At 37.0% G+C, this 22,390-nt stretch carries 17 protein-coding genes and 2 tRNA genes; 1 reads left to right on the top strand and 18 read right to left on the bottom strand.

The features are described 5' to 3' along the window. The first annotated feature begins 56 nt into the window (after positions 1-56). Positions 57-1,517 carry an immunoglobulin-like domain-containing protein gene (locus WMO38_RS08000; protein WP_349162136.1) on the top strand — a complete coding sequence of 487 codons (1,461 nt, stop codon included), beginning with the start codon at positions 57-59 and terminating at the stop codon, positions 1,515-1,517. A 26-nt stretch (positions 1,518-1,543) separates the two neighbouring features. On the opposite strand, the gene WMO38_RS08005 is transcribed toward WMO38_RS08000, so the two are convergent. The 18 genes from WMO38_RS08005 to WMO38_RS08090 all read right to left on the bottom strand — a co-directional run bounded on the left by WMO38_RS08005 (position 1,544) and on the right by WMO38_RS08090 (position 22,389). Then, positions 1,544-3,133 (bottom strand): DUF3794 domain-containing protein, encoded by a 1,590-nt coding sequence (locus WMO38_RS08005; RefSeq protein WP_349162138.1) that lies wholly within the window; start codon positions 3,131-3,133, stop codon positions 1,544-1,546. A gap of 36 nt (positions 3,134-3,169) precedes the next feature. After that, the gene (locus tag WMO38_RS08010; protein ID WP_186837185.1) at positions 3,170-3,628 is read right to left on the bottom strand and encodes a protease complex subunit PrcB family protein; all 459 of its coding nucleotides are present in this window, start codon (positions 3,626-3,628) and stop codon (positions 3,170-3,172) included. A gap of 94 nt (positions 3,629-3,722) precedes the next feature. Continuing rightward, complete coding sequence (glmM, locus tag WMO38_RS08015) at positions 3,723-5,078, bottom strand: phosphoglucosamine mutase (protein ID WP_349162139.1); 1,356 nt, start codon at positions 5,076-5,078, stop codon at positions 3,723-3,725. 49 nt (positions 5,079-5,127) lie between these two features. Beyond that, a complete protein-coding gene (galE, locus tag WMO38_RS08020; protein ID WP_349162140.1) occupies positions 5,128-6,144 on the bottom strand; it encodes a UDP-glucose 4-epimerase GalE in 1,017 nt (338 codons plus the stop codon). 35 nt (positions 6,145-6,179) lie between these two features. Continuing rightward, a complete protein-coding gene (locus tag WMO38_RS08025) occupies positions 6,180-7,211 on the bottom strand; it encodes a hypothetical protein (RefSeq protein WP_349162141.1) in 1,032 nt (343 codons plus the stop codon). A 9-nt stretch (positions 7,212-7,220) separates the two neighbouring features. Continuing rightward, entirely contained in the window at positions 7,221-8,735 is a 1,515-nt protein-coding gene (locus tag WMO38_RS08030; protein WP_349162142.1) for an MBOAT family O-acyltransferase, read from the bottom strand. 15 nt (positions 8,736-8,750) lie between these two features. Continuing rightward, the gene (locus WMO38_RS08035; protein WP_021866180.1) at positions 8,751-9,491 is read right to left on the bottom strand and encodes a polyprenol monophosphomannose synthase; all 741 of its coding nucleotides are present in this window, start codon (positions 9,489-9,491) and stop codon (positions 8,751-8,753) included. Positions 9,492-9,583: 92 nt separating this feature from the next. Further along, on the bottom strand, positions 9,584-11,074 hold the full coding sequence (locus WMO38_RS08040; protein WP_349162143.1) for a hypothetical protein: 1,491 nt from the start codon (positions 11,072-11,074) through the stop codon (positions 9,584-9,586). Between the two features lie 64 nt (positions 11,075-11,138). Continuing rightward, the gene (locus WMO38_RS08045) at positions 11,139-12,389 is read right to left on the bottom strand and encodes a putative hexosyltransferase (protein ID WP_349162145.1); all 1,251 of its coding nucleotides are present in this window, start codon (positions 12,387-12,389) and stop codon (positions 11,139-11,141) included. Positions 12,390-12,416: 27 nt separating this feature from the next. Beyond that, on the bottom strand, positions 12,417-15,137 hold the full coding sequence (locus WMO38_RS08050; RefSeq protein WP_349162146.1) for a YfhO family protein: 2,721 nt from the start codon (positions 15,135-15,137) through the stop codon (positions 12,417-12,419). Positions 15,138-15,172: 35 nt separating this feature from the next. Beyond that, positions 15,173-15,721, bottom strand: coding sequence for a hypothetical protein (locus WMO38_RS08055; protein ID WP_349162147.1), 549 nt, complete (start codon positions 15,719-15,721; stop codon positions 15,173-15,175). A gap of 107 nt (positions 15,722-15,828) precedes the next feature. Next, on the bottom strand, positions 15,829-18,180 hold the full coding sequence (locus WMO38_RS08060) for a type I phosphomannose isomerase catalytic subunit (protein ID WP_349162148.1): 2,352 nt from the start codon (positions 18,178-18,180) through the stop codon (positions 15,829-15,831). A gap of 47 nt (positions 18,181-18,227) precedes the next feature. Beyond that, a complete protein-coding gene (locus WMO38_RS08065; protein WP_349162149.1) occupies positions 18,228-19,646 on the bottom strand; it encodes an RNA polymerase sigma factor in 1,419 nt (472 codons plus the stop codon). An 11-nt stretch (positions 19,647-19,657) separates the two neighbouring features. Next, on the bottom strand, positions 19,658-20,758 hold the full coding sequence (gene glf / locus WMO38_RS08070) for a UDP-galactopyranose mutase (RefSeq protein WP_349162150.1): 1,101 nt from the start codon (positions 20,756-20,758) through the stop codon (positions 19,658-19,660). Between the two features lie 73 nt (positions 20,759-20,831). Next, entirely contained in the window at positions 20,832-21,572 is a 741-nt protein-coding gene (locus WMO38_RS08075; RefSeq protein WP_349162151.1) for a glycosyltransferase family 2 protein, read from the bottom strand. 65 nt (positions 21,573-21,637) lie between these two features. Continuing rightward, positions 21,638-21,724, bottom strand: a tRNA-Leu gene (locus WMO38_RS08080). Positions 21,725-21,728: 4 nt separating this feature from the next. Next, positions 21,729-21,810: transfer RNA gene (locus WMO38_RS08085), tRNA-Tyr, on the bottom strand. 63 nt (positions 21,811-21,873) lie between these two features. Then, positions 21,874-22,389 carry a GtrA family protein gene (locus WMO38_RS08090; protein WP_349162153.1) on the bottom strand — a complete coding sequence of 172 codons (516 nt, stop codon included), beginning with the start codon at positions 22,387-22,389 and terminating at the stop codon, positions 21,874-21,876. Position 22,390: the final 1 nt, after the last annotated feature.

Here is a 22,390-nt window from a genome sequence, read left to right on the forward strand (position 1 = left end):
TGCCATGTTTAACTGTAACATGGCAATGTTATATTTTCAGGAGCAATATAGATAAAATGGCATCAGAAAACATCGTGCAAAAAAAGAAACAAAATCAGAAAAAGAAACAGCTTTTAATTATTACAACAATTATCTCAGCATTACTTCTTTTAATTATTATATTTACCTCATTATGTCATATAAAAATACGATTAAACGGAGATTCTGACGAGACAGTTGAATATGGAAATGAATATACTGAAGAAGGTGCAACTGCAGCTTATACCGTATTATTTTCAAAGAAAAAGCCTCTTGCAGTAACAATTGATGGTATAGTTGACTCCTCAAAAGTCGGAAAATATCATATAAAGTACAAGGCCAAAAAAGGACTTTTCTTAAGCGAAAAAACACGCACCGTATCAGTTGTTGACACAGAATGTCCTGTAATTGAACTTAACCACACCGACGGCTATTATCCCAAAAAAGGTGAAGCCTATATTGAAGAAGGATACACCGCACATGATAACTATGACGGCGATATAACAAACAAAGTAACACGCAAGGAGACAAAAAGTTCCATAACTTATACAGTACGCGATTCTTCAGGAAATATCGCAGTTGCAACCCGTGAAATTGAATATAATGACGGAATTGCACCGACAATCACATTGAACGGCGATTCAGATATAACAATGAATGCCGGAACAGCTTTTGATGACCCCGGCTGCACAGCTTCCGACTCAAAAGGAAATGATCTCACAGAAGCAGTGACTGTTGACGGTGATTTAAATACATATAAAGCCGGTGATTATACTATAACTTATTCTGTCACTGACAAATATGGAAATGAATCAAGTGTCGAAAGACATATAAAAATCAATCCGCTACGGCAGGCAGATACTGTAAGTCCCGGTTCAAAAACTGTCTATCTCACATTTGATGACGGTCCTGGCGAATACACGCAACAGCTTCTCGACACACTCGCAAAATATAATGTAAAAGCAACTTTTTTTGTAACTGACGGAAACAGTGATTACCGTTATCTTCTTGCAAAAGAAGCAGCCGCAGGACACACTGTTGCAATACACAGTGCAACCCACGACTACAAGTATATCTATTCAAGCTGTGATGCTTATTTTGAAGATTTAAACCGCATGTCAGACATAATAACCGAACAGACAGGAAAACGTCCAAAACTTCTGCGTTTTCCAGGTGGAAGTTCAAATACAATAAGCAAACAATACTGTTCCCGTATTATGTCAGTCCTTACCAAAGCTGTCTCAGACCAGGGATACAAGTACTTTGACTGGAATGTATCAAGCGGTGATGCAGGCGGTACAACAAGCACATCCGAAGTTTATAATAATGTCATAAGCGGAATACAGTCACATGACATATCTGTAGTTTTACAACATGACATAAAACTTTTCAGCGTCAACGCAGTTGAGGATATTATTGTATGGGGACTTGCCAACGGATATACATTTCTTCCTCTTACTGAATCAAGTCCTGCTATACACCATGGTGTAAATAATTAGTCTTAAACATTTTTCCGGCTGTCTTACTAGATGGCCGGAGTTTTTATTAACAGCAGTTTCTGTCCTCTCGGCGGTCTGTAATTTAAATCATCAATATCAGAAAGCTGGCTGTTCTGCTGTTTTATCATATCCATTGTAGTGTGATATTTTTTTGTAATATTCCACATATTCTGCGTTCCGTCAGATATATATCCGGCAATTCCCGGAAGTGCCAGGTACTCTTTCTCATCATAATCTGTTATTTCACATTCATTTGCCGCCTGACATGTATACATCTCAAAACAAATGGCATCAATTGAAACACTTCCCTTTATCTCTATTTCATCTTTTGTAGTCATCACTGCCGAAAGCTGCTCAACACATATGTCAAGCGTATAATCCATATCCTTGCATGATGTCAGCTGCAATTTGTATGAAAACGGTACGACAGCTTTAAGCCCGCCCATAGGTACAGCGTCGTCTGATGTCACATAAAACACAGCTGCTATAACTGCACCATTTATCACAATTCCATCTTCTTCAACCGATATATCATCAATCTGTGCAGTTCCGCTACAATTACATATCTGCATTATACCGGCATATCTGTCTGTCTTTACCCTCTGTGATACACGGCATTTTCCGTTATTTCTGACAATAAGCTTCTTTAATTTTGTCTCATCACATTTTACGGTTATATTTTTTACAGGAGAATATATATCATTTATCACCGTCTGGTGCCTTTCTTCATATCCCCTTACGGACAAATCAAGCACCATCTCAACTGCAATTTCCCTGTTTTCGCCGTCATAGTCCGGACGTGCCTCCATTGTAAAACTGATGAGTCTGTACTGCACAAAGCTCACCATATCCTCACTGCATCCATTTATATCAAGTTTTCCCTCAAATGGAAATGTTGTCTCAACCCATTGTACAGGCTGGCTTTCATCAACCGGAATATACATAAAAAATATTCCTGCCTCACCGTTAAGTGATACCCCATCATCTGTAAGTCTGCTGTTAAATGATTTTATACAGGATTCTTCCCAGATAATTTCACCAACATCAGGCTTTCCAGCCGGTACAGACAGACTTTCTTTTATTCTCAGATTATCCCTGAGATTAACCGCAAGCTCAGAATATACCACATCCTCACTAAGTGTCTGTATATGCCATCCATCGTCTTCTTCCACTCCTGCTGCTGCCTGAATCTCACTTAATTCCTCGCACACAACAGTAATTGCAATTATTGCCTTAATACTGACTTTTCTTGAATTAATTGCCTTGACTGTTAAATCCTCCAGCTTGGCATCGCACACCGCATATGTACCATCTGCATTATCAGGCAGATTGACATTTTCATTAAAATTCATGCTGCCTGCCATTTTATACGGCATAACTTTTCCATTAGTTTCATTTCTTCCACAGTAAAGAAACGCAAAATCGAGACTTCCCTTCACCTCTGCACGTTCTCCGCTTACTTTCACGCTGTCCGCATGTGGATTTCCCCACTCACGTATAATCGAATCTATATCCGCTTTGCTGTCAGATACATTAAAATCATCATCAAGTGTAATCTGCATTGTATTCTTACATTTAACGCTGTTTTCACGGATTCTTTCTTTATTGATTTTCAAAATGTTTCCCCCTTTATAATATTAATATATAAAATATTACATCTTAAATACTACCGGTTCCTCACGCTTTTCTGTCTTTAAAACTATATATGGTGTTGTGGCTCTTTGTGTGACCGGTTCCTGAGTTTTTGGACCTGCAAGGCTTAAATCTACATATATTGAATTCTCGCCCAGATATACGTCATTAACGCTTATACTGTAGCCACTCGTTGTCATAGTTCCATAACCTGCAACCATATATGTATAATCTTTTGTTGTATATGTCATTTTAAGCGTACTTCCCTTTTTTTCATCTATAAGTTTCTTTAACTCAGCCGGAAGATCTTCGTCTTCGACAACTGTATAGTCTATCTCCTCTTTTTTAGTGTTGTTTATTCCCTTCAGGGAACATCCCGGCAGAACACACATTCCAGACAGAAGTACCGCAATAACAAGCAATACCGGAATAAGATGCCTTTTTGCCTCAATTCTTTTAAATACATTTCTTTTTTTCAATACATATTCACCACCTGAAAATAATAAATCCCTGTAACAAGACTTAATAAAATCTTATTACAGGGATTTGCTATTTATTCGTAGTTTATTATATTTATCCTATAACATAACCTTTATTTTTGATAACTTCGATTACATCGTCAACATATTTCTCACATGTCTCAACTGAATCAGCCTCAACCATAACTCTCACAACCGGTTCTGTGCCGCTCTCACGTACAAGAATTCGTCCATTCTCGCCGAGTTTTTCTGCCGCTGCTTCAACTGCTGCCCTGACATCAGCATCATTTTGTGCCTCTGTCTTATCTGTCACACGCACATTTTTAAGCACCTGAGGATATATAACAACAGGTGATGCAAGCTGTCCAAGCGTCTTTTTCTTTGCAAGCATTACTTCCATCATCTTGATTGCAGTGATTATACCGTCGCCTGTTGTTGCATATTTACTGAAAATAATATGTCCTGACTGCTCTCCACCCAGTCTGTAACCATTCTTTGACATGCATTCATATACATATTTGTCACCGACTGCTGTCTTTTCATAATCAATTCCAATCGCGTCAAATGCCTTATAAAGTCCAAAGTTTGACATTACAGTAGTTACAACCTTATTGTCTACAAGCTTGCCTCTTTCTTTCATATAACAGCCATAGATGTATAAAATATGATCTCCGTTTATAACATTGCCATTCTCGTCAACACAAAGGCATCTGTCCGCATCTCCGTCAAACGCAAATCCGGCATCAAGGTGTTCTCTTTTTACAAGCTCACAGAGACTTTCGATGTGTGTGGAACCGCAGCCGTTGTTGATATTTAATCCGTCAGGCTCTGCATGAATCACATATGTCTTTGCTCCGAGTGCATCAAATATGCTCTTTGCAAGTGACCACGCACTTCCGTTTGCTGCATCAAGTCCAATTCTCATACCCTTAAAAGAATAAATTGCAAGACTCATAAGATAGCCCATATATCTGTTACGTCCGGCAGCATAATCAACAGTACATCCGATTTTTTCTCTTGTAGCAAATGGAAGCTCTGCCATCTCACCGTCAAGATACTTTTCAATCTCTCCGATGACATCTTCTCTCATCTTCTCTCCCTTATCATTGATAAGCTTGATTCCATTATCATAATAAGGATTATGGCTTGCTGAAATCATAATTCCACAGTCAAAATCTTCTGTTCTTGTAACATATGACACACTCGGAGTCGTTGTAACATGTAAAAGATATGCGTCAGCTCCTGATGCTGTAAGTCCGGCTACAAGTGAATACTCAAACATATAGCTGCTTCTTCTTGTATCTTTTCCAATTACAATCTTTGCCTTTCCATCTTCATGATTTTTCCCGTAAAACCATCCTAAAAATCTTCCGACTTTGTAAGCATGCTCCACTGTGAGATTAACATTTGCCTCACCACGGAAACCGTCTGTTCCAAAATATTTGCCCATAACTGCCTCACTTTCACATTAATACAATAAATATTATGAATCTCTATTATTATGCTTCATATCCATTAGGATTGCTCTTCTGCCATCTCCATGAATCTTCACACATATCAAATAAATCTCTCTTCGCTTTCCATCCAAGTTCTTTTTCAGCCTTTGTTGCATCACAGTAATTAACAGGAACATCACCGGCTCTTCTTGGCTTCATCTCATAAGGAATCTTTACACCTGATGCCTTCTCAAATGTCTTTACAACATCAAGAACCGAAGAACCTTTTCCTGTTCCGAGGTTGTAAATTTCTATTCCCGGATTGCACTTTAACTTCTCAACAGCCTTTACATGTCCATCTGCAAGGTCACATACATGAATATAATCTCTTATACATGTTCCGTCCGGTGTGTCATAATCATCACCAAACACGCCCAGACATTTTAATTTGCCAACTGCAACCTGTGTGATGTATGGCATAAGGTTATTGGGAATTCCATTCGGGTTTTCTCCGATTTTCCCACTCTTATGTGCCCCGATAGGATTAAAATATCTCAAAAGAATTACATTCCATTCTGGGTCAGCCTTCTGGATATCAGTAAGAATCTGTTCAAGCATTGCCTTTGTTCTTCCGTAAGGATTAGTAATCTCACCCATTGGGCATTCTTCTGTGATAGGTACAAATGCCGGGTCCCCATAAACAGTCGCAGATGAAGAAAATATAATATTTTTAACATTATGATTTCTCATCTCATCAAATAAAACAAGAGAACCTGATATATTATTACTATAGTATTCAAGCGGCTTTGACACTGACTCACCAACTGCTTTAAGACCTGCAAAATGAATACAACTGTCAATATTTTCAGCTTCAAACATCTTCTTTAACAATTCACGGTCAGCAATATCGCCCTCGTAAAATGTTACTTTTTTACCTGTAATCTCTTCTACCCTTTTAAGAGACTCTTTTGATGAATTAACAAGATTATCAAGCACTACAACTTCATATCCTGAATTAAGAAGTTCGATTACCGTATGACTGCCGATATATCCGGCACCGCCTGTTACTAAAATAGACATTGTACTACCTCTTTTCATATTTATTAAGTAAAAATTTATTTTTTATAAAGATTAGACATATCCTTATCAAAATAGTCTTCTTCGTTTAAAGTATCAGCGATAGCTTCTTTTACAGCCTTTGCACAGACTGCACTAAACTTTTCAGCCATATCACCATACATATGACCCTCTTTATCATAGAAATCATCTGTTGTTCTGTCAAGTACATCAAACTTTAACTTATTGAAATTAAGGTATTTGACATCAAGCTGTGCTGCAAGATTGCTAAGATATGCATCCGCCTGTGCAAAACCGCTGCATTTTTCAGCCACTGTGTCGGGATCCTGCACAACTGTTGTTAGTACTATGTTAATTCCGTTTTTACGACATAGATTAACAATCTTCTCAACATATTCCCCCTCTTCGCTGTCAAGCTTGCTCTCGTCCCAGTCAAGACATGATGTTGTGGATTTCTTATAATCTTTGCTCCTTGATACAAAACCATTTCCCATATATGTATCATACTTATTCATGCTGACAACTTCAGGAGAATAATTCTTATATGCATCTGACTGCTTTAATTTAATCGTCTTTCCAACAGTCTTATAGCACTGCCAGTAATTAGTCCATCGAAGAAATGTTCCCCGGTACTCTTCTCTTGCCATTTTGTGCATATAATACCCAAGCTTTTCATTACATGCCGGATAAGCATTGTATACATTATTAAAAAGAATACTCTCATCATGCTGGTTTACAAAATATTGATAGTCAAGGTCAAGTATTACTGTTTTTAATTTTTTGTATTTTAATGCATATTTTAAAATATAATATGCATCATACATATACTCTCCGCCTATACACATATTCATTGTGGACATTCCAAGCTCTTCGCTCATTTTGCTGCTGTCAAAGCCATAACTTCCATGTGATGCACCAAGAATAAGACATTCATAATCATTATTTTTACACTCATAAAACATTGTCCTGCCAAGTCCGGGCTGCACCAAAGCATAATTAAGAAACTGGTTGATAGCAGTGACAAGAATTATGAACACCACTGCTGCAATAAGACCTTTTCTTTTCTTCATAATACTCTCCTAAAACTGTGCATATACAAATTCAGTCGTACTTCCGACATATCCAAACGGTGCTGTTGCAAATATAAGAATTATATATAATGCCCATCTTACAACAAGCGGTCTTTGTGCAACAAATTCACGTAAATTAATACCTTTTTCTTTCATTACACTTGTTATAAATAAAATAACTGTTCCTACAATCAGAATCTTGTAATCCCTCATATTAAGCCCAAGTCTTAAAAGACTGCCATTTGCAAGAACTGAAAAAGTAAATCCCCTGAATATCCCTGTAAAGGCCTTAAATGCAAGTTCTGCTGTCAAACAGGCGTCGAAAAGCCAGCCAATATTAACAATTATAAATGTCCTTATAATACTTACAACCTTCCAATAGCGTGATGACGTATTTATATGGCATTTCTTTGCCATAGATGCATAAACAGGCTTTAACAGATTGCTGAGTGCAATGATTATGCCGTTATAGAATCCATACAGTATGTACTTCCACGAAGCACCATGCCATACACCTACTATAAAAAATATAAGAATATTGGCAAGACATATAGGAAGGACTCTTCCTGTTGTTTTACCAAAACGTTTTTTTGCAAATTTACCAAAATGAAGCATATGTTTAGATATAGAAAACGGATAGAAAATATAATCTTTCATCCATGTACCAAGACTGATATGCCATCTTCTCCAGAATTCGCCAAGATTTTTTGAAAAATACGGCTGTCTGAAGTTCTCATCAAGATGTATCCCGAATATTTCTGACGCACCGATTACTAGGTCCATTCCGCCGGCGAAATCACAATATACATATATAGAAAATAAAAGAAGTGCAAATACAATATGTACTCCCGAATATGTATTCAGACTTGAAAATACAGTATTTGCCGCAACGTAAGCCCTGTCTGCAAGAATCAGCTTCTTTGCAAGTCCCCATGCCATACGCTGCATGCCAAACTCCACATTCTTAATATCAAAGTCATGTCCTTCAAAAAACTGCGGTGCTAGTCTGTCATATCTTCCGATAGGTCCCTGTAAAAGCTGAGGAAGAAATGCCGTAAAAAGAGCAAGTTTAAATATATTTTTTTGTGCCTCATACTTTTTCTGATATACATCTATCACGTAACTCATAGTCTGAAATGTATAAAATGAAATTCCAAGAGGCATTATAATCTTAAATCCCGGAAGCTTTGCTGTATTTCCAAATAATGCTCCCACTGCATTGATATTGCTTATAAAGAAATTGATATATTTCATGCCCGTCAATATGCCAAAATTGCATAAAAGGCATGCAATTAGAAGCCTGCGTCGATTTTTCTTATCAACGCAAGCCTCCATCTTAATTGTAAATATATAAGATGATATTATCGTAAATATAATATATCCCATATACTTAATTCCATATGTAGCATAAAAAGCAAAACTCATAATCAGCAGCACAACCCACTGATACTTTTTCGGCATAAGATAATATATAAATGCCGTAATCATAATTGTAAATAAAAACCCCGCAGAAATGAATGACATATCTGTTCTCCTAGATTATCTTCCAAGCATCTTATCTTCAGACCATATTTCAACTTTATACTTGTTAGCCTTGTTATATCTCTTTCTCAAGTCTTTGAGCTGCTTTAAGTATTCCATTGTAACTTTTCCTGAAAGCTTTGATTCGCCCTCTGTTCTTTGCTGGAACTTGTAAGGAATCTCTATAACTTTTGAATATGTACCCATAGCAAGAACTTCTACCATAATCTTCCATCCAATTGGCTGAAGGTCAGCATGTTCAATTACTTCTCTTCTGAACATGAAAAGTCCGCTTGTAGGGTCGGAAATCTGTCTTAAACACGGAAGCATAATCTGTCCAATCTTTCTTGCAGTTCCTGATACAAACTTTCTGTACCAGTTAAGTCCGCCGTCATCGCCACCAGGAATAAGACGGCTTGGAATACAGAAATCAGCACCTGCTTCCATAGCTTTATACATATATTTAAGCACAATCGGAGGATGCTGTAAGTCCGCATCCATACATGCCATATACTCACCTTTTGCAAGTCTGAAGCCTTTAAGAACTGCTGTTGCAAGTCCGCTCTCACCTGTTCTGTGTTCCATTCTCACTGCCGGGAAATCTTTTGCAACCTCCATAATTATCTGTGGTGTATCATCTTTACTGTCATCCACAAAAAGAATCTCATAATCAATTCCTTTAAGTGCCTCATCTATCTGTGTTACAAGATTTCTAATGTTCTTTCCCTCATTAAATGTAGGTACTACTACTGATAACATTGTATTTTCTCCTTTTTATTCAAAATAAATCCGTATTATCGCTTGTGTCTAAGCTAATTGATTATAATACTTATTTATAAAATATACAAGTATCAATTCCAATATCCGAGTTCTACACCTTTAAGATATATGCCTTTTCCTTTTGAATAATAACCCTTTGAATTAAGATGAGTCCAATCAGCTCTTATTCTTTTAGAGATTCTGCCTATTCTATAATTTTCAAGATCTTCCAATGTAGGTACAAGTCCTAAATCTTTAAGCCCATTCTGAATAAGATACGTTCTCATATTGATAAAATGGTCACCATATGCAAGTCTTAAAGCTGCTTCCCATGATGTGTCGCCAATGCCTATATAATCACCGTTTGCATCCGTTTCCCCCTGACTGAGATCACCAATAGATGTTCCCGGGTCATCCGTGTCACCTACAACAATATAATATTTGCAGCCAAACTCCTGAATCATGGCATCATATTGAAGAATAAGTGTCTTATAATCATTTTCCCAGCCACCGTTACTTCCTATCTCAAGAATAAGAATATCGCCGCTGTGATCAATTGCTGTTTTTGTATAAACTCTCGTTCCCTCAGGTATTGTTATTGTCTCATATGCCGGTGTTGGTGCTTCTGTTGTCGGTTCCTGTGTTGTTGGTTCTTTTGTCGGATTTTCTTTTGTGGCTGTCCCAGTCTCTTTTATAACAGCCGCATCAGAATCTTTTCCCTTAACATTAGCAAATGCCGCAAGTTTATTAGAATTCTGTGATTCACTTTTTAATTCAATCTCATATATTCTTGAAATATAATGTCTGTCATCTGTTTTTCTTACATGGAACACTCTGTCTAATATATAAACATTATCAAGAAATCCCCAGTCATTGGAAATAAAATCGCCATTGTCACCTCTTACAATTCTTATCTGTGTCTCACTGGCATCATTTATTGTTACAGTTCTGTCCGTTTTCATTGCAAGTCCACCCTGCATCATTGCAATCTCATCGGAAGTTGCCCCCGGCATACCAAAATTATGTGTCGGTATATGACTAAACATTTCTAACGTTCTAGGATATGTATAGGATTTCCCATTATAATATCCCTCTACGTATTCAGACCCATTTCCCCATGTCATAGAATCTCCCCAGCAAGAAATCTCCCTGTATTGTCCGTCATATGGTATACATTCAGACGTCATAGTTCTTGGAGGCAGTTCCCATGGTGCCTGATCTTCATCCGGCAATTCTTCCATTAATTCTTCGGCTTCTTCTTCCGAAATTTCTGTTTCCGTCTCAGTTTCCGTCTCAGTTTCCGTTTCCGTCTCAGTTTCCGTTTCCGCCTGGGTTGTCGTAATTTTTTCAGTCTCAGAGAGTGCCTCTGTCGTCAATACTTCCTTATTCTTAGGTCTGTTGACCTTTTTCCAGCCTACAACTCCACAGACCGAAGCTATAACAATAATGATTACAAACAATGATGTAACAGCAACATTCTTCCTGTCGCTGAAAAAAACATTTAGTCTTTCGCCAAATTTTCTCAAATTCTGATTATTTTGTTTTTTATTTGTTCCTTTTCTTCTTTTAAGTTTAATTTTCAATGACTATTACTCCTTTTCTTTCCAGCATTCCCTCTCAGTATTCCACATATCTATATACGTAATACTACATCAGCCAGCAATCAGAATTATACCACAAAAACAATAAAAATAACTCTAAAACAAAAAAGGTTATTAAAACAATAGAATCAATAGCAATTACTTTCTTTTTATTTTTTAATTCCGAATACTCCCGTCCACCGGCAGTCATCAAATCATACGCACCAATAAATATGACAAATGAGCCTATTATAAATCTGCATGTGCTCATAACATGTGATGTTAGTGGGACAAGAAGTGCTATTATTCCAAAAAATGCCATTGAATAATATTTTCTGTAAATCATATATGCATATACAGCAAATGCTGCAATACAAAACCAGCCCATATATGTATATCTTGGTTCAATCTGCCCTGTGCAGGCTTTCCACATAACTCCGATTACAGGAAAATATGAATCTTCTCTCCAGGCAATCTGAACATGCATGAATGCCCACACATCTCCGCAGAAAAATCTCAAAAATGTCATATATATAAATGTTCCGAGAGGACAAAGCATAACTGACAATATCTCTTTCGGCGTCTTTATAAAATGAACCACAAAATCTCTGACGTTTTGCCAGATTCCTGCTTTTTTGCTGTCAATAACTGTATTTTTATTCTTATAGTCAAGATAAAGTTCGATAATCAGTGCAAATACAAGTGTACAGCCCACAATTCTTGTTGCACTTGCAAATGCAGACATAAGTCCCGCAATAAGCCATTGCTTTTTCTGGCTGAAATAAAAGAATAAAACAATAAACATTATAAACATCGCTTCAGTATAAACAGATGCACAGTAAAATGAATATGGTGCCATAAACATAAGAATTCCAAGAAGAATTCCATAATTATTATTAATATCCGGCTGTGTACCATTATTTATTTCATATCTGTCTCGAAGCCATTTTATACCAAAATATGCTGCTATATAAATACACACATTTGATACAAACATGCCAACCCAGTACGTATCGGCTTTCCAGAATGTGAGCAGTTTCACAAACTGGCAGACAATAACATACATCGGAAAGAACGCCCAGTTCGCCTGCGGGTCAGTATCAAGAGGAAATGTATATCCATTATCTACCATAAACTGGTATCTTTTTGCATCCCACTCATTCATAAGGAAACTAAATGACCGGTTTGTTCCCATAATTCCATTGTATACCGGTACCATAATAAGCATAACCACCCTTGATAGTACAAGTATAAAAAGCAATTGAACAGCCAGTCTGAAATTACTGTTCTTTTTGTATTTTTCAATCAAAGTATTCATTCTTTATCCCCTATTTGGACAGCTGCATCAGAACAGCTGCATCAGCCTTATAACAATCTGATAAATCAATGCCGGAATTGCCGCTACTACAGGAATTAAAAACATTGCAACAATTACAATATTATAAAGTTCAAGATATATGAATGCTGCACACATTTTTAATAAAGCCGGCACTTTCAATTTTGTAAACTTCAAAATAAGTGCTGATGCTATCATCATAATAAGTGTTGCTAAAGATATAAGCATTCCTGCTTTTTTGCCTTTAGGCTCAAATGTCATCTCAATCACATTTTCACCTGCATGAATATCAACACCTGTAAAAAGTCCGCAGACACTCTTAGCTTTTACTTTCTTTCCATTCACCTTTACATTCCAGTTATCACTGTATACAACAGGAATAAGTGCCATATTATTTACACCGCTTCCGTTAATCTTAACTGTAAGCGAATCTGAAGTATATGATGTCTCACAGTAATCATCGGCATGTTTATCGACAAGTGACTGCATCTTATCCATATCAAGTCCGGCAAATGATACCTCACTTACCTTCAGATACCATGGGTCATCATATTCAACTCTTATTGTAAAATTCTCATTCTCAAATGTGCCAAGATATACGAGATTATTATTATAATCTGTAAAATATGCTGTATTCTTAACATCACCAAGTGTCGGAACAAGAACCGCTTCACCATTGACATATATATGCATTGAACTTATAAGCCATGAAGCATTAGCATCTGTATTACGGTTATTTACATCAACAATATTAATATAAACAGCCTGTTTTCCATCTGCTCTTACATTATACTCCCTTATAACCGATGACTCTTTCTTAGTATATGACATGCCATTAACAATATCCTGTGTGTCATTGGTGAGTGCCTTATAGAAAATATTATGTAAATCTTCCCAGTTTCCACTGAAATCCTGACGTGTAATGTTTTTATTTACACTCATTGCAAAAGGAAGCTTGTAATCAGCATCATATAACGTATAGTCTCCATCACTTCTTACTGCTGTATACATCTGTGAATCAAGTTCATTCACATTAACTGCCTGAGTAACATGAAAGAGTGAATTAGTAAATACCGTGCCGCCTGAATCAAGAAGCCAGAGGAAATACTTAGAGTAACCAAATTTCTTTGAATAACTCTGTGTATCACTCTGAAGTGCCGCCGTAAAGCTTGACATTGCACTTCTCCTTAAAATAAGCGGATAGTTGGCATTAAGGCTTATATCCGGATTGACAATTCTATCAGTCACAGACTCTTCAATATCAAGTGAATCTTTTACTTCATTCGCAGCCTGGACATAATCGCCATACTGATATGGCTCATATTCATAAAACTTAGGTGGTCCGATAAGCGAATATGCACCAATAAATACTTCTATAGCAACTATCGCTATAATAGTATTAAAATCAAATCCAATTCCATCTTTTTTAAGCTTTTTATTATAAAAAATAAATGCCGCTATAAATATCGCTATAAATAATATAAATGCTGCTAAGATGATATCATTTGAAGGAATAATATTATAAATAACTGCATATACAGCTGCCGCTACAACAAATATGACAAGCTGTTTTACAAGCTGTTTTTTATCAGCTGTCACTTCTTCAAACATCCGCTGTGCAAAATACGCAGCAACAGTTATAAGCGTAAATGCGACAATATATCCGTTTCTCAACGTATATCCGTTATACGAACCAAAATGCCACATAAGATTGATTCCTTCGACAACAATTGGCAGAAGCGAAATAAGAAGCAGGGAAATCATATATCTTATAGTATTCTTCTCTTCTTTGAACTTCTTCAAGCCCATAATTATTACTGCTGCTGCAAATGCCATTCCATAAAGCATCATCCATCTCTGAAATGCTGCCATCTGTCCGTCAGATATAATAGCACTCTTTATCCAGCCGATATACTGCGATACAATTCCCTGTCCGGAGCCACCTCTCTGTGAGCCTGAAAGTTGCATCATTACAGGCACAAGCACAAAACATGAAAGCCCAAGTCCTGCAACAGTTCCAATTCCAAGATTCCATGCATGTTCCTTGATTTTTTCTTTCTTAGACATAAGAAGAACATACGCCCCGCTTATAAGGAATATGTATACAAGTGACATGGCACCGAGATAATAGTTAATTATGAAAATAATTGCAACCATTATTATGTAAAAAAGCTTTTTGCCTGTCTGCATCATATTTTCATATGCAAGCATAAGGAGTGGGAATAATGCAACTATATCCATCCATGGTGTAAAGCATGAACTATAGAGCACTGTATATCCGCAGAATGTATACATAAGTGAAAATACAACTTTCATATTATATGAAAGGCTGTTATATTTTTTATTAATATATGCATACATGGCAACTGCCATAAATATCATCTTTACAAGCGTAAGTATTGATATACTTTCAAGTATCAGAGTTCTCGGAAAAAGATACAGCAAAAGATTAAAAGGACTAAGCATTGAAAATGCAGATATACTCATTGATACATTCGTGCCAAATCCTGTGTACCAGTCAAACCACAATGACGCCTTTCCATGCATCCAGTCCCAAAGATGTGCATAGAGTGGTGCTACCTGCTGCATATTGTCAAAATAATCTATACGGTTAGCTCCAAACGGCCATATACCTTTAAAAACATAAATAAATACAATAACCGCACACGTAATCAATCCGGGTATGGCATATAATTTTACTCTCTGAAATAACGATTTGTTGTCTTTCATAACGCCTCCATCACTTAATAATCAACCAGCCTGCATTATTCAAGGCAGGTACTCCACAGTGTAAAACTGCTTCCTCTTTCTGTCTCAAATTTTATTGTAAATAATTTATCACTCACAGCATCTCCTGCTTTAAAACTGTATGTTCCATCTTTTTCAAACTCACCTATCTGCTTATCATCCGCATATACCTTTACGGCTCCTGTAACATTTTTTACCTCAATCGTATATGTAACATTATCCGCATTTTTTTCAGGAAGATAATATATGTAGCTTTCAGATGCATTGCTTACGCTTCCGTCATACTGCTCCCTGTTCCAGCCCTGACCTTTCCTCACACATACATCCCATGTATAAGGACTTCCATTTCTGTCTTTGTATGATGTACAGATTTCTTTGGTTCCAAGTTTATAGCTTAATCTGCCATATCCCGGCCAGTCAGAAAGTTCGTGCGTTATATAATACATCTTATATTCAATTCCTACTTTTGGGGTAATTCCCCACCACATTACAATTATATAAAATAATACCAATATAATACTTGCACTGTAAAGCACAATCCTTGTCTTCTTACCGCCGCTTTTCATCAGAAACCTGCCTTTTTATTTTACGTCACAAAGCCCGCAGCTGATGCGGGCTTTCATAGTTTACACAACGTGTCCATGTAACGCATGTATAAATACACACCGCATATTTATACATGTGTTACTATGCATGTGCCTTTTCCTTTAATATTGATGCTTCTTTTTCCTGAACTTACAAAGAAGCTTTCTCCCGCTTTGAACGGAACTTCCTGCTTATAATCATCTGCCTCTATCGTTCCGCTTCCCTCTATAAATACAAGCGAAACAAATGATGATTCATCTGCAACTATCTTAACCTCGTCTTTTATCTCATATTTGAGACACTCAAAGTATTTGCACTGTACAAGACGTTCAAGGGAATAATGCTCATTTTCCTCAAGCATAACTTCCGTTTTATTATCTTTCACATATGCTTTTGTGTCAACAACATCAAGTGCTTTTTTTACATGAAGTTCTCTCGGATTGCCATACTTATCTCTTCTGTCATAATCATACATTCTGTATGTGCAGTTTGAGTTCTGCTGAATTTCACAGATAATTATTCCGGCTCCTATAGCATGTATTGTTCCGGCTTTAACCATAACAACATCGCCCTTTTTAACTTCAATTTTATTGAGAATATCTGTTATTGTATTATCGGCAATTCTGCGTTCAATCTCTTCTTTATCAGTATTTTTTTTAAGTCCGCAGTAAAGATATGAGCCCGGTTCACTGTCAACAACATACCACATCTCATTCTTGCCATACTCACCTTCATTTTCAAGTGCATATTCATCATCAGGATGAATCTGTACTGACAATGCCTGCTTTGCATCAATAAACTTTATAAGGATAGGGAATCTGTCCTGTGCCTGACATTTCCAGCCAAGGCTTTCTTTTCCGATAATTGAAAGATAATCACCAAAAAGCATACCCCTGTATCTACCGTCTGCTATACGGCTTGGTCCATCCGGATGTGCTGATAATTCCCAGCTCTCTGCAATAATATCATAATCACATTTCTTGCCAAATACAGTACGAAGCTTCGTGCCACCCCAGAGATTATCCTTAAATGCAGGGTCAAGCTTTACAACAGGATTATCCTGTGTCGCAACATAATTGCCCTCAGAGGATTCATCTGTATATATCTTTACAATATCTCTCTCAGATACAACCTCACCTATTCCAATCTCTATAATAACAACATTTTTATCTGTTTTATTAGCAACTTTGTGCTTCATTCCAATAGGCACAAATACGCTTTCAAACTTATGATAATCTCTTGTCTCCTGACCGAGTGTGATAGTCGCTGTACCTTCAACAACAGCCCAGTGCTCACTTCTCATCTCATGCTGGTGAAGATTCATGCTCATTCCCGGAAAAACTGTTACTTTCTTTACCTTGTACCCTTCTGACCATGTGAGAAGTTCATGAATTCCCCATTCACGATAAGAAAGTCTGTTGTAATCAAAATAACTTTCATACTTTTCACGGTTATCTTTTATTATATCTTTAATATCTTTTGCACGCTCTTTTGAAGAAACATAAACTGCATCTTCAGTATTTACAACTACTACATCATTCAAATCATTTGTTACAACAAGCTGTCTCTCTGCATTGTTTACGACTGACACATCTTCACAATTATTCTTTATTACATAATCAGAATGTGTCACACTGCCAAATCCGTCAAGATCACTTACATTGCCGACATCTTTCCAGCCAAATTCTGCCTCAACAACTTTTACAATACTGTTCTTTGAAAATACAATCTGCTCAATACTGCCTGTAGGAATATCTTTCATCACATTTTCAGAAAAGCGTATGCCTCGTCTTATTGCAGGAGTTCTTCTCTTTGCAAAACGACATGTATTATATAATTCAGGTGAAATATTTTTCACACTGTTTATAAGATCCCCAACTCTGTATATATACATTCCGCTGTTCCAAAGATATTCTTTATTCTTATACGAATCGCTTTCCGAATCGAACTGCTGTCTCTCGACAAAACCAAGTACATCCTCTTCATCTTTTATAATATAATCATATCCGGATGTATTCTCTGTCGGCTTGATTCCTATAGCAGCAACATATCCTTCTTTAGCAAGTTCCTTGCCTCTAAGCACTGCATTTCTATATTCCTGACCTTCTATTAAATGATCCGCAGTTACTACAAAAACAAGTTCTGACTGATTGCAGAACATATTTCCAAGCATAATTGCCGCAGCTGTCCCCTTTGGTGAACCCTCAAGAATAAGCCGGTACTTCAGACTCTGGAATGCTTTCATCTGACCATTGACTATATTCCTGTAACTCTCCTTTGTGACAATTATAAATTCATCACAAAATGGCATATTTCTAACGACCGTTTCCTGTAAAAGTGAACGTCCTTCTTTAATATTCATAAACTGCTTTGGATAATTCTTTCTTGACAATGGCCAAAGGCTGTCACCGCTGCCTCCGGCAAGTATTAAACATTTCATTGTTTTTCGTATCCTCCTTGTATTGCAATGCAAACTAAAAACAATAGTTAATTTCCTGCGGCTTCTGAACTTCCGGTTTCACTACCACTTTCGCTTCCACTTGTGTTTCCACTATCGCCTGAACCGCTTCCACCTGTGCTTCCGCTGTCACCTGAACCGCTTCCGCCTGTGCTTCCGCTGTCACCTGAACCGCTTCCACCTGTGCTTCCGCTGTCACCTGAACCGCTTCCACCTGTGCTTCCGCTATCGCCTGAACCGCTTCCGCCTGTGCTTCCGCTGTCGCCTGAACCGCTTCCGCCTGTGTCTCCACTATCGCCTGAACCGCTTCCGCCTGTGTCTCCACTATCGCCTGAACCGCTTCCATCTGTGCTTCCGCTGTCACCTGAATCGCTTCCGCCTGCGTTTCCACCATCTTCGGTATCTCCGGCAGCCTCAGTATCATTCGTTTGAGTCTGCATTCTTCTAGTTGTTGCAGCCTCTGTCTGTTCATCAGTCTCTGCTGCTTTAGTTGTTGTCGTCTCTGCCGCCTTTGTTGTTGCATTATTATTCTTTGATGATTTCTTAGTTGTAGCCTCTTCTGCAGCTGTTGTAACAGGTGTCGGATTAAATGTGCTCTTTGACTTATTTTTCTTTATACGTCCGGCAATTGCAACAGTTGCCACTGCAAGCACAACCACCAATGCCGCACATATTGCTATTATTCCTCTCATACGTGCATCTGCCTTAATTCCATGATTTGCACTCTTAGCATCATATCTGTCAGAATAATTGTCATTATCATCAAAATCAATTTCAGGTACACTGTCATCGGAACTATCTTCATCATCTGTCTCATCCTCTGATAAATCCTCATCTGCCACATGTATTTGCGCCCCATCACCATCCAATGATACCATATCAAGTCCAAGCATACCTCGTATCTGCATAATCTGTGTGCCGATAAATGTGCTGTCAATTTCAAGTAAATCCTCAATCTCGTCTATCGTATAACTCTCATATGCAAACATAAGATATAGGAGCCTCTGTCCCTTTGAAAAATCCTCAAAATCTGTCATAATCTCATTTAACTGATCTATATCAAGAAATGCCTGATTATAATCAGCTGCACATTTTGCAAATTCTGAATCTTCACTTATTGAGTCATAATTGTACTCTTCGGCAGAAATCTGTGTATCAAATAATTCACCATTCTGTTTTTTGCACACATTATAGACTTCAACTGTTGTAAAACGGGCAATCCACAAATGTATATCAAGTTCTTCATTATCAAACTCTGAAGCATTTTTGAACATTCTGACAAGAACGTGCTTGGTAAGCTTCTCTCTTGATTCCTTTGTTATATAGACAAATGCAACAAGATTATAAACTTCCTGATATACAAGTCTTGTGAATTTTTCAAAGCTGTTTTTATTGCCTTTTTTAGAATCATTTAATAACTTAATTAATTCCCTGTCCTCTTTTTCCATTTTCATTCCCCTTAAACCAATTCTTCACTACACATTTCAAGTGCAGCTTTAATAACTTTATCCATATCGTAATATTTATATCCGCCTAATCTTCCACCGAAAATCACACGTTTTTCTTTATCTGCAAGCTCTCTATATCTCTGATACAGCTCATTATTTCTTTCATTGTTAATCGGATAATAAGGCTCATCACCTTTATGCCACTCACTTGAATATTCCCTTGAAATTACCGTAACCGGCTGTTTTCCAAATTCAAAATGTTTATGCTCAATAATTCTTGTATAAGGAACTTCACGTTCTGTATAATTGACAACTGCATTTCCCTGATAATTATCAGTTGCAAGCGTCTCCGTCTCAAATCTTACCGAACGGTATTCAAGAACTCCCAGCTTATAATCATAAAACTGGTCAATCATCCCTGTATATACAATCTTATCTGCCATGGAATTAAATTCTTCCCTATTTGCAAGATAGTCAGTATCAAGCCTTACCTCAATTCCTTCAAGCATCTTTTCTACTATCTTAGTATATCCGCCAATTGGAATCCCCTGATATCTGTCATTAAAATAATTGTTATCATATACAAATCTTAACGGCAGTCTCTTAATTATAAATGAAGGAAGTTCTTTGCAGTCTCTTCCCCACTGTTTCTCAGTATATCCCTTTATAAGCTTTTCATATACATCTTTTCCGACAAGTGATAATGCCTGTTCTTCAAGATTCTTCGGCTCTGTTATATTAAGGTCTGCAATCTGTGCTGCAATAATATCTTTTGCCTCCTGTGGAGTGCTTATTCCCCACATCTTGCTGAATGTATTCATATTGAAAGGAAGGTTATATAATTCATTTTTATACTTTGCAATCGGTGAATTAATATAATTATTGAATTCTGCAAACTCATTTACATAATCCCATATAAATTTGTCAGAAGTGTGAAAAATGTGTGCACCATATACATGTACATTAATCCCTTCAACATTTTCACAATATATATTACCTGCTATATGATTTCTTTTTTCTATAACCAGACAGGTCTTTCCTTTTTTCTTTGCCTCATGTGCAAATACTGCACCGTAAAGTCCGGCACCAACAACAAGATAATCGTAATGCATCTTTATCGTCCTTTCGCATCTATTAATCATATACTTTTTTATTATATCAATTTTTATTTATATATGCAAATATCTAGTCATAATAATGTTTAAAATAAACTCTTATAAATATAGCCCATGTATCTTTAAACGCACGCCATATATCTTTCATTCCAATTCTTTTTGTATTCTTATCCCTTACATATACCACAGTTACAGGCATTTGTGCAATAGTACATCCTCTCCTGTTAAGTGCAACAAGCAGTTCTATGTCATATGCAAATCCTGAAGTCCTCACAAGATGTGCCACCGGTCTTATCGCTTCTGCACGAAATACTTTTAATCCTGTCTGTGTATCTTTTACATTAAGATGAAAAAGAATGAGCAGCATTATATAATATCCCATACTTATTATTTTACGTATTAAAGGATAACTTAGTTTTGAATCTTTGTGAAATTTGCATCCGATTACAACATCTGCTTTATCATCAATCATCTTGCGAAGGTAACTCTCAAGCTGTGAAGGATTAAGTTCAAGGTCCGCATCAAGAAATGCAATATATTTTCCTTCTGACTCTGTTACGCCTGATATTATAGCCGTACCTTTACCCCTGTTTTTATCAGATGACACCATTCTTACTCTGTCATCTTCTTTCATGGCACGCTTTATTTCCTCTTTGGTCGCATCAGTGCTGCCATCATTTACCGCAACTATCTCAAAATCTTTTACAAATCCAGAAATAACAGAAATAGTTGTTTTAATACTACTGTATATGAGTTTTTCCTCATTATACGCCGGCATTACAACTGATAATTTTCCATCAAGATTAACCATAACCCCTCCAATAACGTAAAAAAACAGCAAAGTGTAAATCTTTCCACTTTGCTGTCATATGTTTATGCCGGCAACGGGAATCGAACCCGTATGGGAGTATAAGTCCCGCAGGATTTTAAGTCCTGTGCGTCTGCCAGTTCCGCCACACCGGCTTAATGGGCGGAGAAGGATTCGAACCTTCGAAGGCATAGCCAGCAGATTTACAGTCTGTCCCCTTTGGCCACTCGGGAATCCGCCCTTATTAGAGCTATTGCTCACATTGATGTATTGTAACATACAATGCAAGCAATGGCAATAGTATTTATTTATTTCCACCTTTCTGTCTGTAAGCCCAGAATTTATTAATAAAAAAATTAAGTGGTATTGAAATTATCATATTAATAAACCAGCCCATATTGCTTGAAAATGTAGCTGCATCCCCAAGGAATCCAATATGTATTCTTGCAAAAAAGCTTATTATTGCTCCGCTGTACTGTGCAATATCAATAACATTTACCCAAAGGAACAGCAGTATGTTATTAAGAATAAGCCCTGTAAATGCATATGTCATATATGTCTTAATAAGCGTCTGCCACCATACACGGTGTTCCTTGTTCTTATCCTCTTTAAACACAAAAATATTCTGCATAAAATAAGCCCAAAGCACAGAAATAACCCAGCTTACAACGCTGGCAACAATCCATACTCCCGGTAATATAACTGTATTAAGCAAAAAATAGATTACACCTGAAACAATTGTATTGGATACACCGACAAGCCCAAATTTAATAAACTGTATAAATACGTCTAAAAAACCTTCTTTTTTATTTTCTTCCATC

It is taken from the genome of Lachnospira hominis (ex Hitch et al. 2025), assembly GCF_040096395.1.
Classification (GTDB): Bacteria; Bacillota; Clostridia; order Lachnospirales; family Lachnospiraceae; genus Lachnospira; species Lachnospira hominis.

Excerpts from the sequence above, each read along its gene's own strand:
- WMO38_RS08045 (WP_349162145.1), bottom strand. The coding sequence starts at position 12,389 with ATGAATACTTTGATTGAAAAATACAAAAAGAACAGTAATTTCAGACTG.
- WMO38_RS08030 (WP_349162142.1), bottom strand. The coding sequence starts at position 8,735 with ATGTCATTCATTTCTGCGGGGTTTTTATTTACAATTATGATTACGGCA.
- galE (WP_349162140.1), bottom strand. The coding sequence starts at position 6,144 with ATGTCTATTTTAGTAACAGGCGGTGCCGGATATATCGGCAGTCATACG.
- glf (WP_349162150.1), bottom strand. The coding sequence starts at position 20,758 with ATGCATTACGATTATCTTGTTGTTGGTGCCGGACTTTACGGTGCAGTA.
- WMO38_RS08090 (WP_349162153.1), bottom strand. The coding sequence starts at position 22,389 with ATGGAAGAAAATAAAAAAGAAGGTTTTTTAGACGTATTTATACAGTTT.
- WMO38_RS08025 (WP_349162141.1), bottom strand. The coding sequence starts at position 7,211 with ATGAAGAAAAGAAAAGGTCTTATTGCAGCAGTGGTGTTCATAATTCTT.
- glmM (WP_349162139.1), bottom strand. The coding sequence starts at position 5,078 with ATGGGCAAATATTTTGGAACAGACGGTTTCCGTGGTGAGGCAAATGTT.
- WMO38_RS08060 (WP_349162148.1), bottom strand. The coding sequence starts at position 18,180 with ATGAAATGTTTAATACTTGCCGGAGGCAGCGGTGACAGCCTTTGGCCA.
- WMO38_RS08000 (WP_349162136.1), top strand. The coding sequence starts at position 57 with ATGGCATCAGAAAACATCGTGCAAAAAAAGAAACAAAATCAGAAAAAG.
- WMO38_RS08065 (WP_349162149.1), bottom strand. The coding sequence starts at position 19,646 with ATGGAAAAAGAGGACAGGGAATTAATTAAGTTATTAAATGATTCTAAA.
- WMO38_RS08055 (WP_349162147.1), bottom strand. The coding sequence starts at position 15,721 with ATGAAAAGCGGCGGTAAGAAGACAAGGATTGTGCTTTACAGTGCAAGT.
- WMO38_RS08075 (WP_349162151.1), bottom strand. The coding sequence starts at position 21,572 with ATGGTTAATCTTGATGGAAAATTATCAGTTGTAATGCCGGCGTATAAT.
- WMO38_RS08050 (WP_349162146.1), bottom strand. The coding sequence starts at position 15,137 with ATGAAAGACAACAAATCGTTATTTCAGAGAGTAAAATTATATGCCATA.
- WMO38_RS08035 (WP_021866180.1), bottom strand. The coding sequence starts at position 9,491 with ATGTTATCAGTAGTAGTACCTACATTTAATGAGGGAAAGAACATTAGA.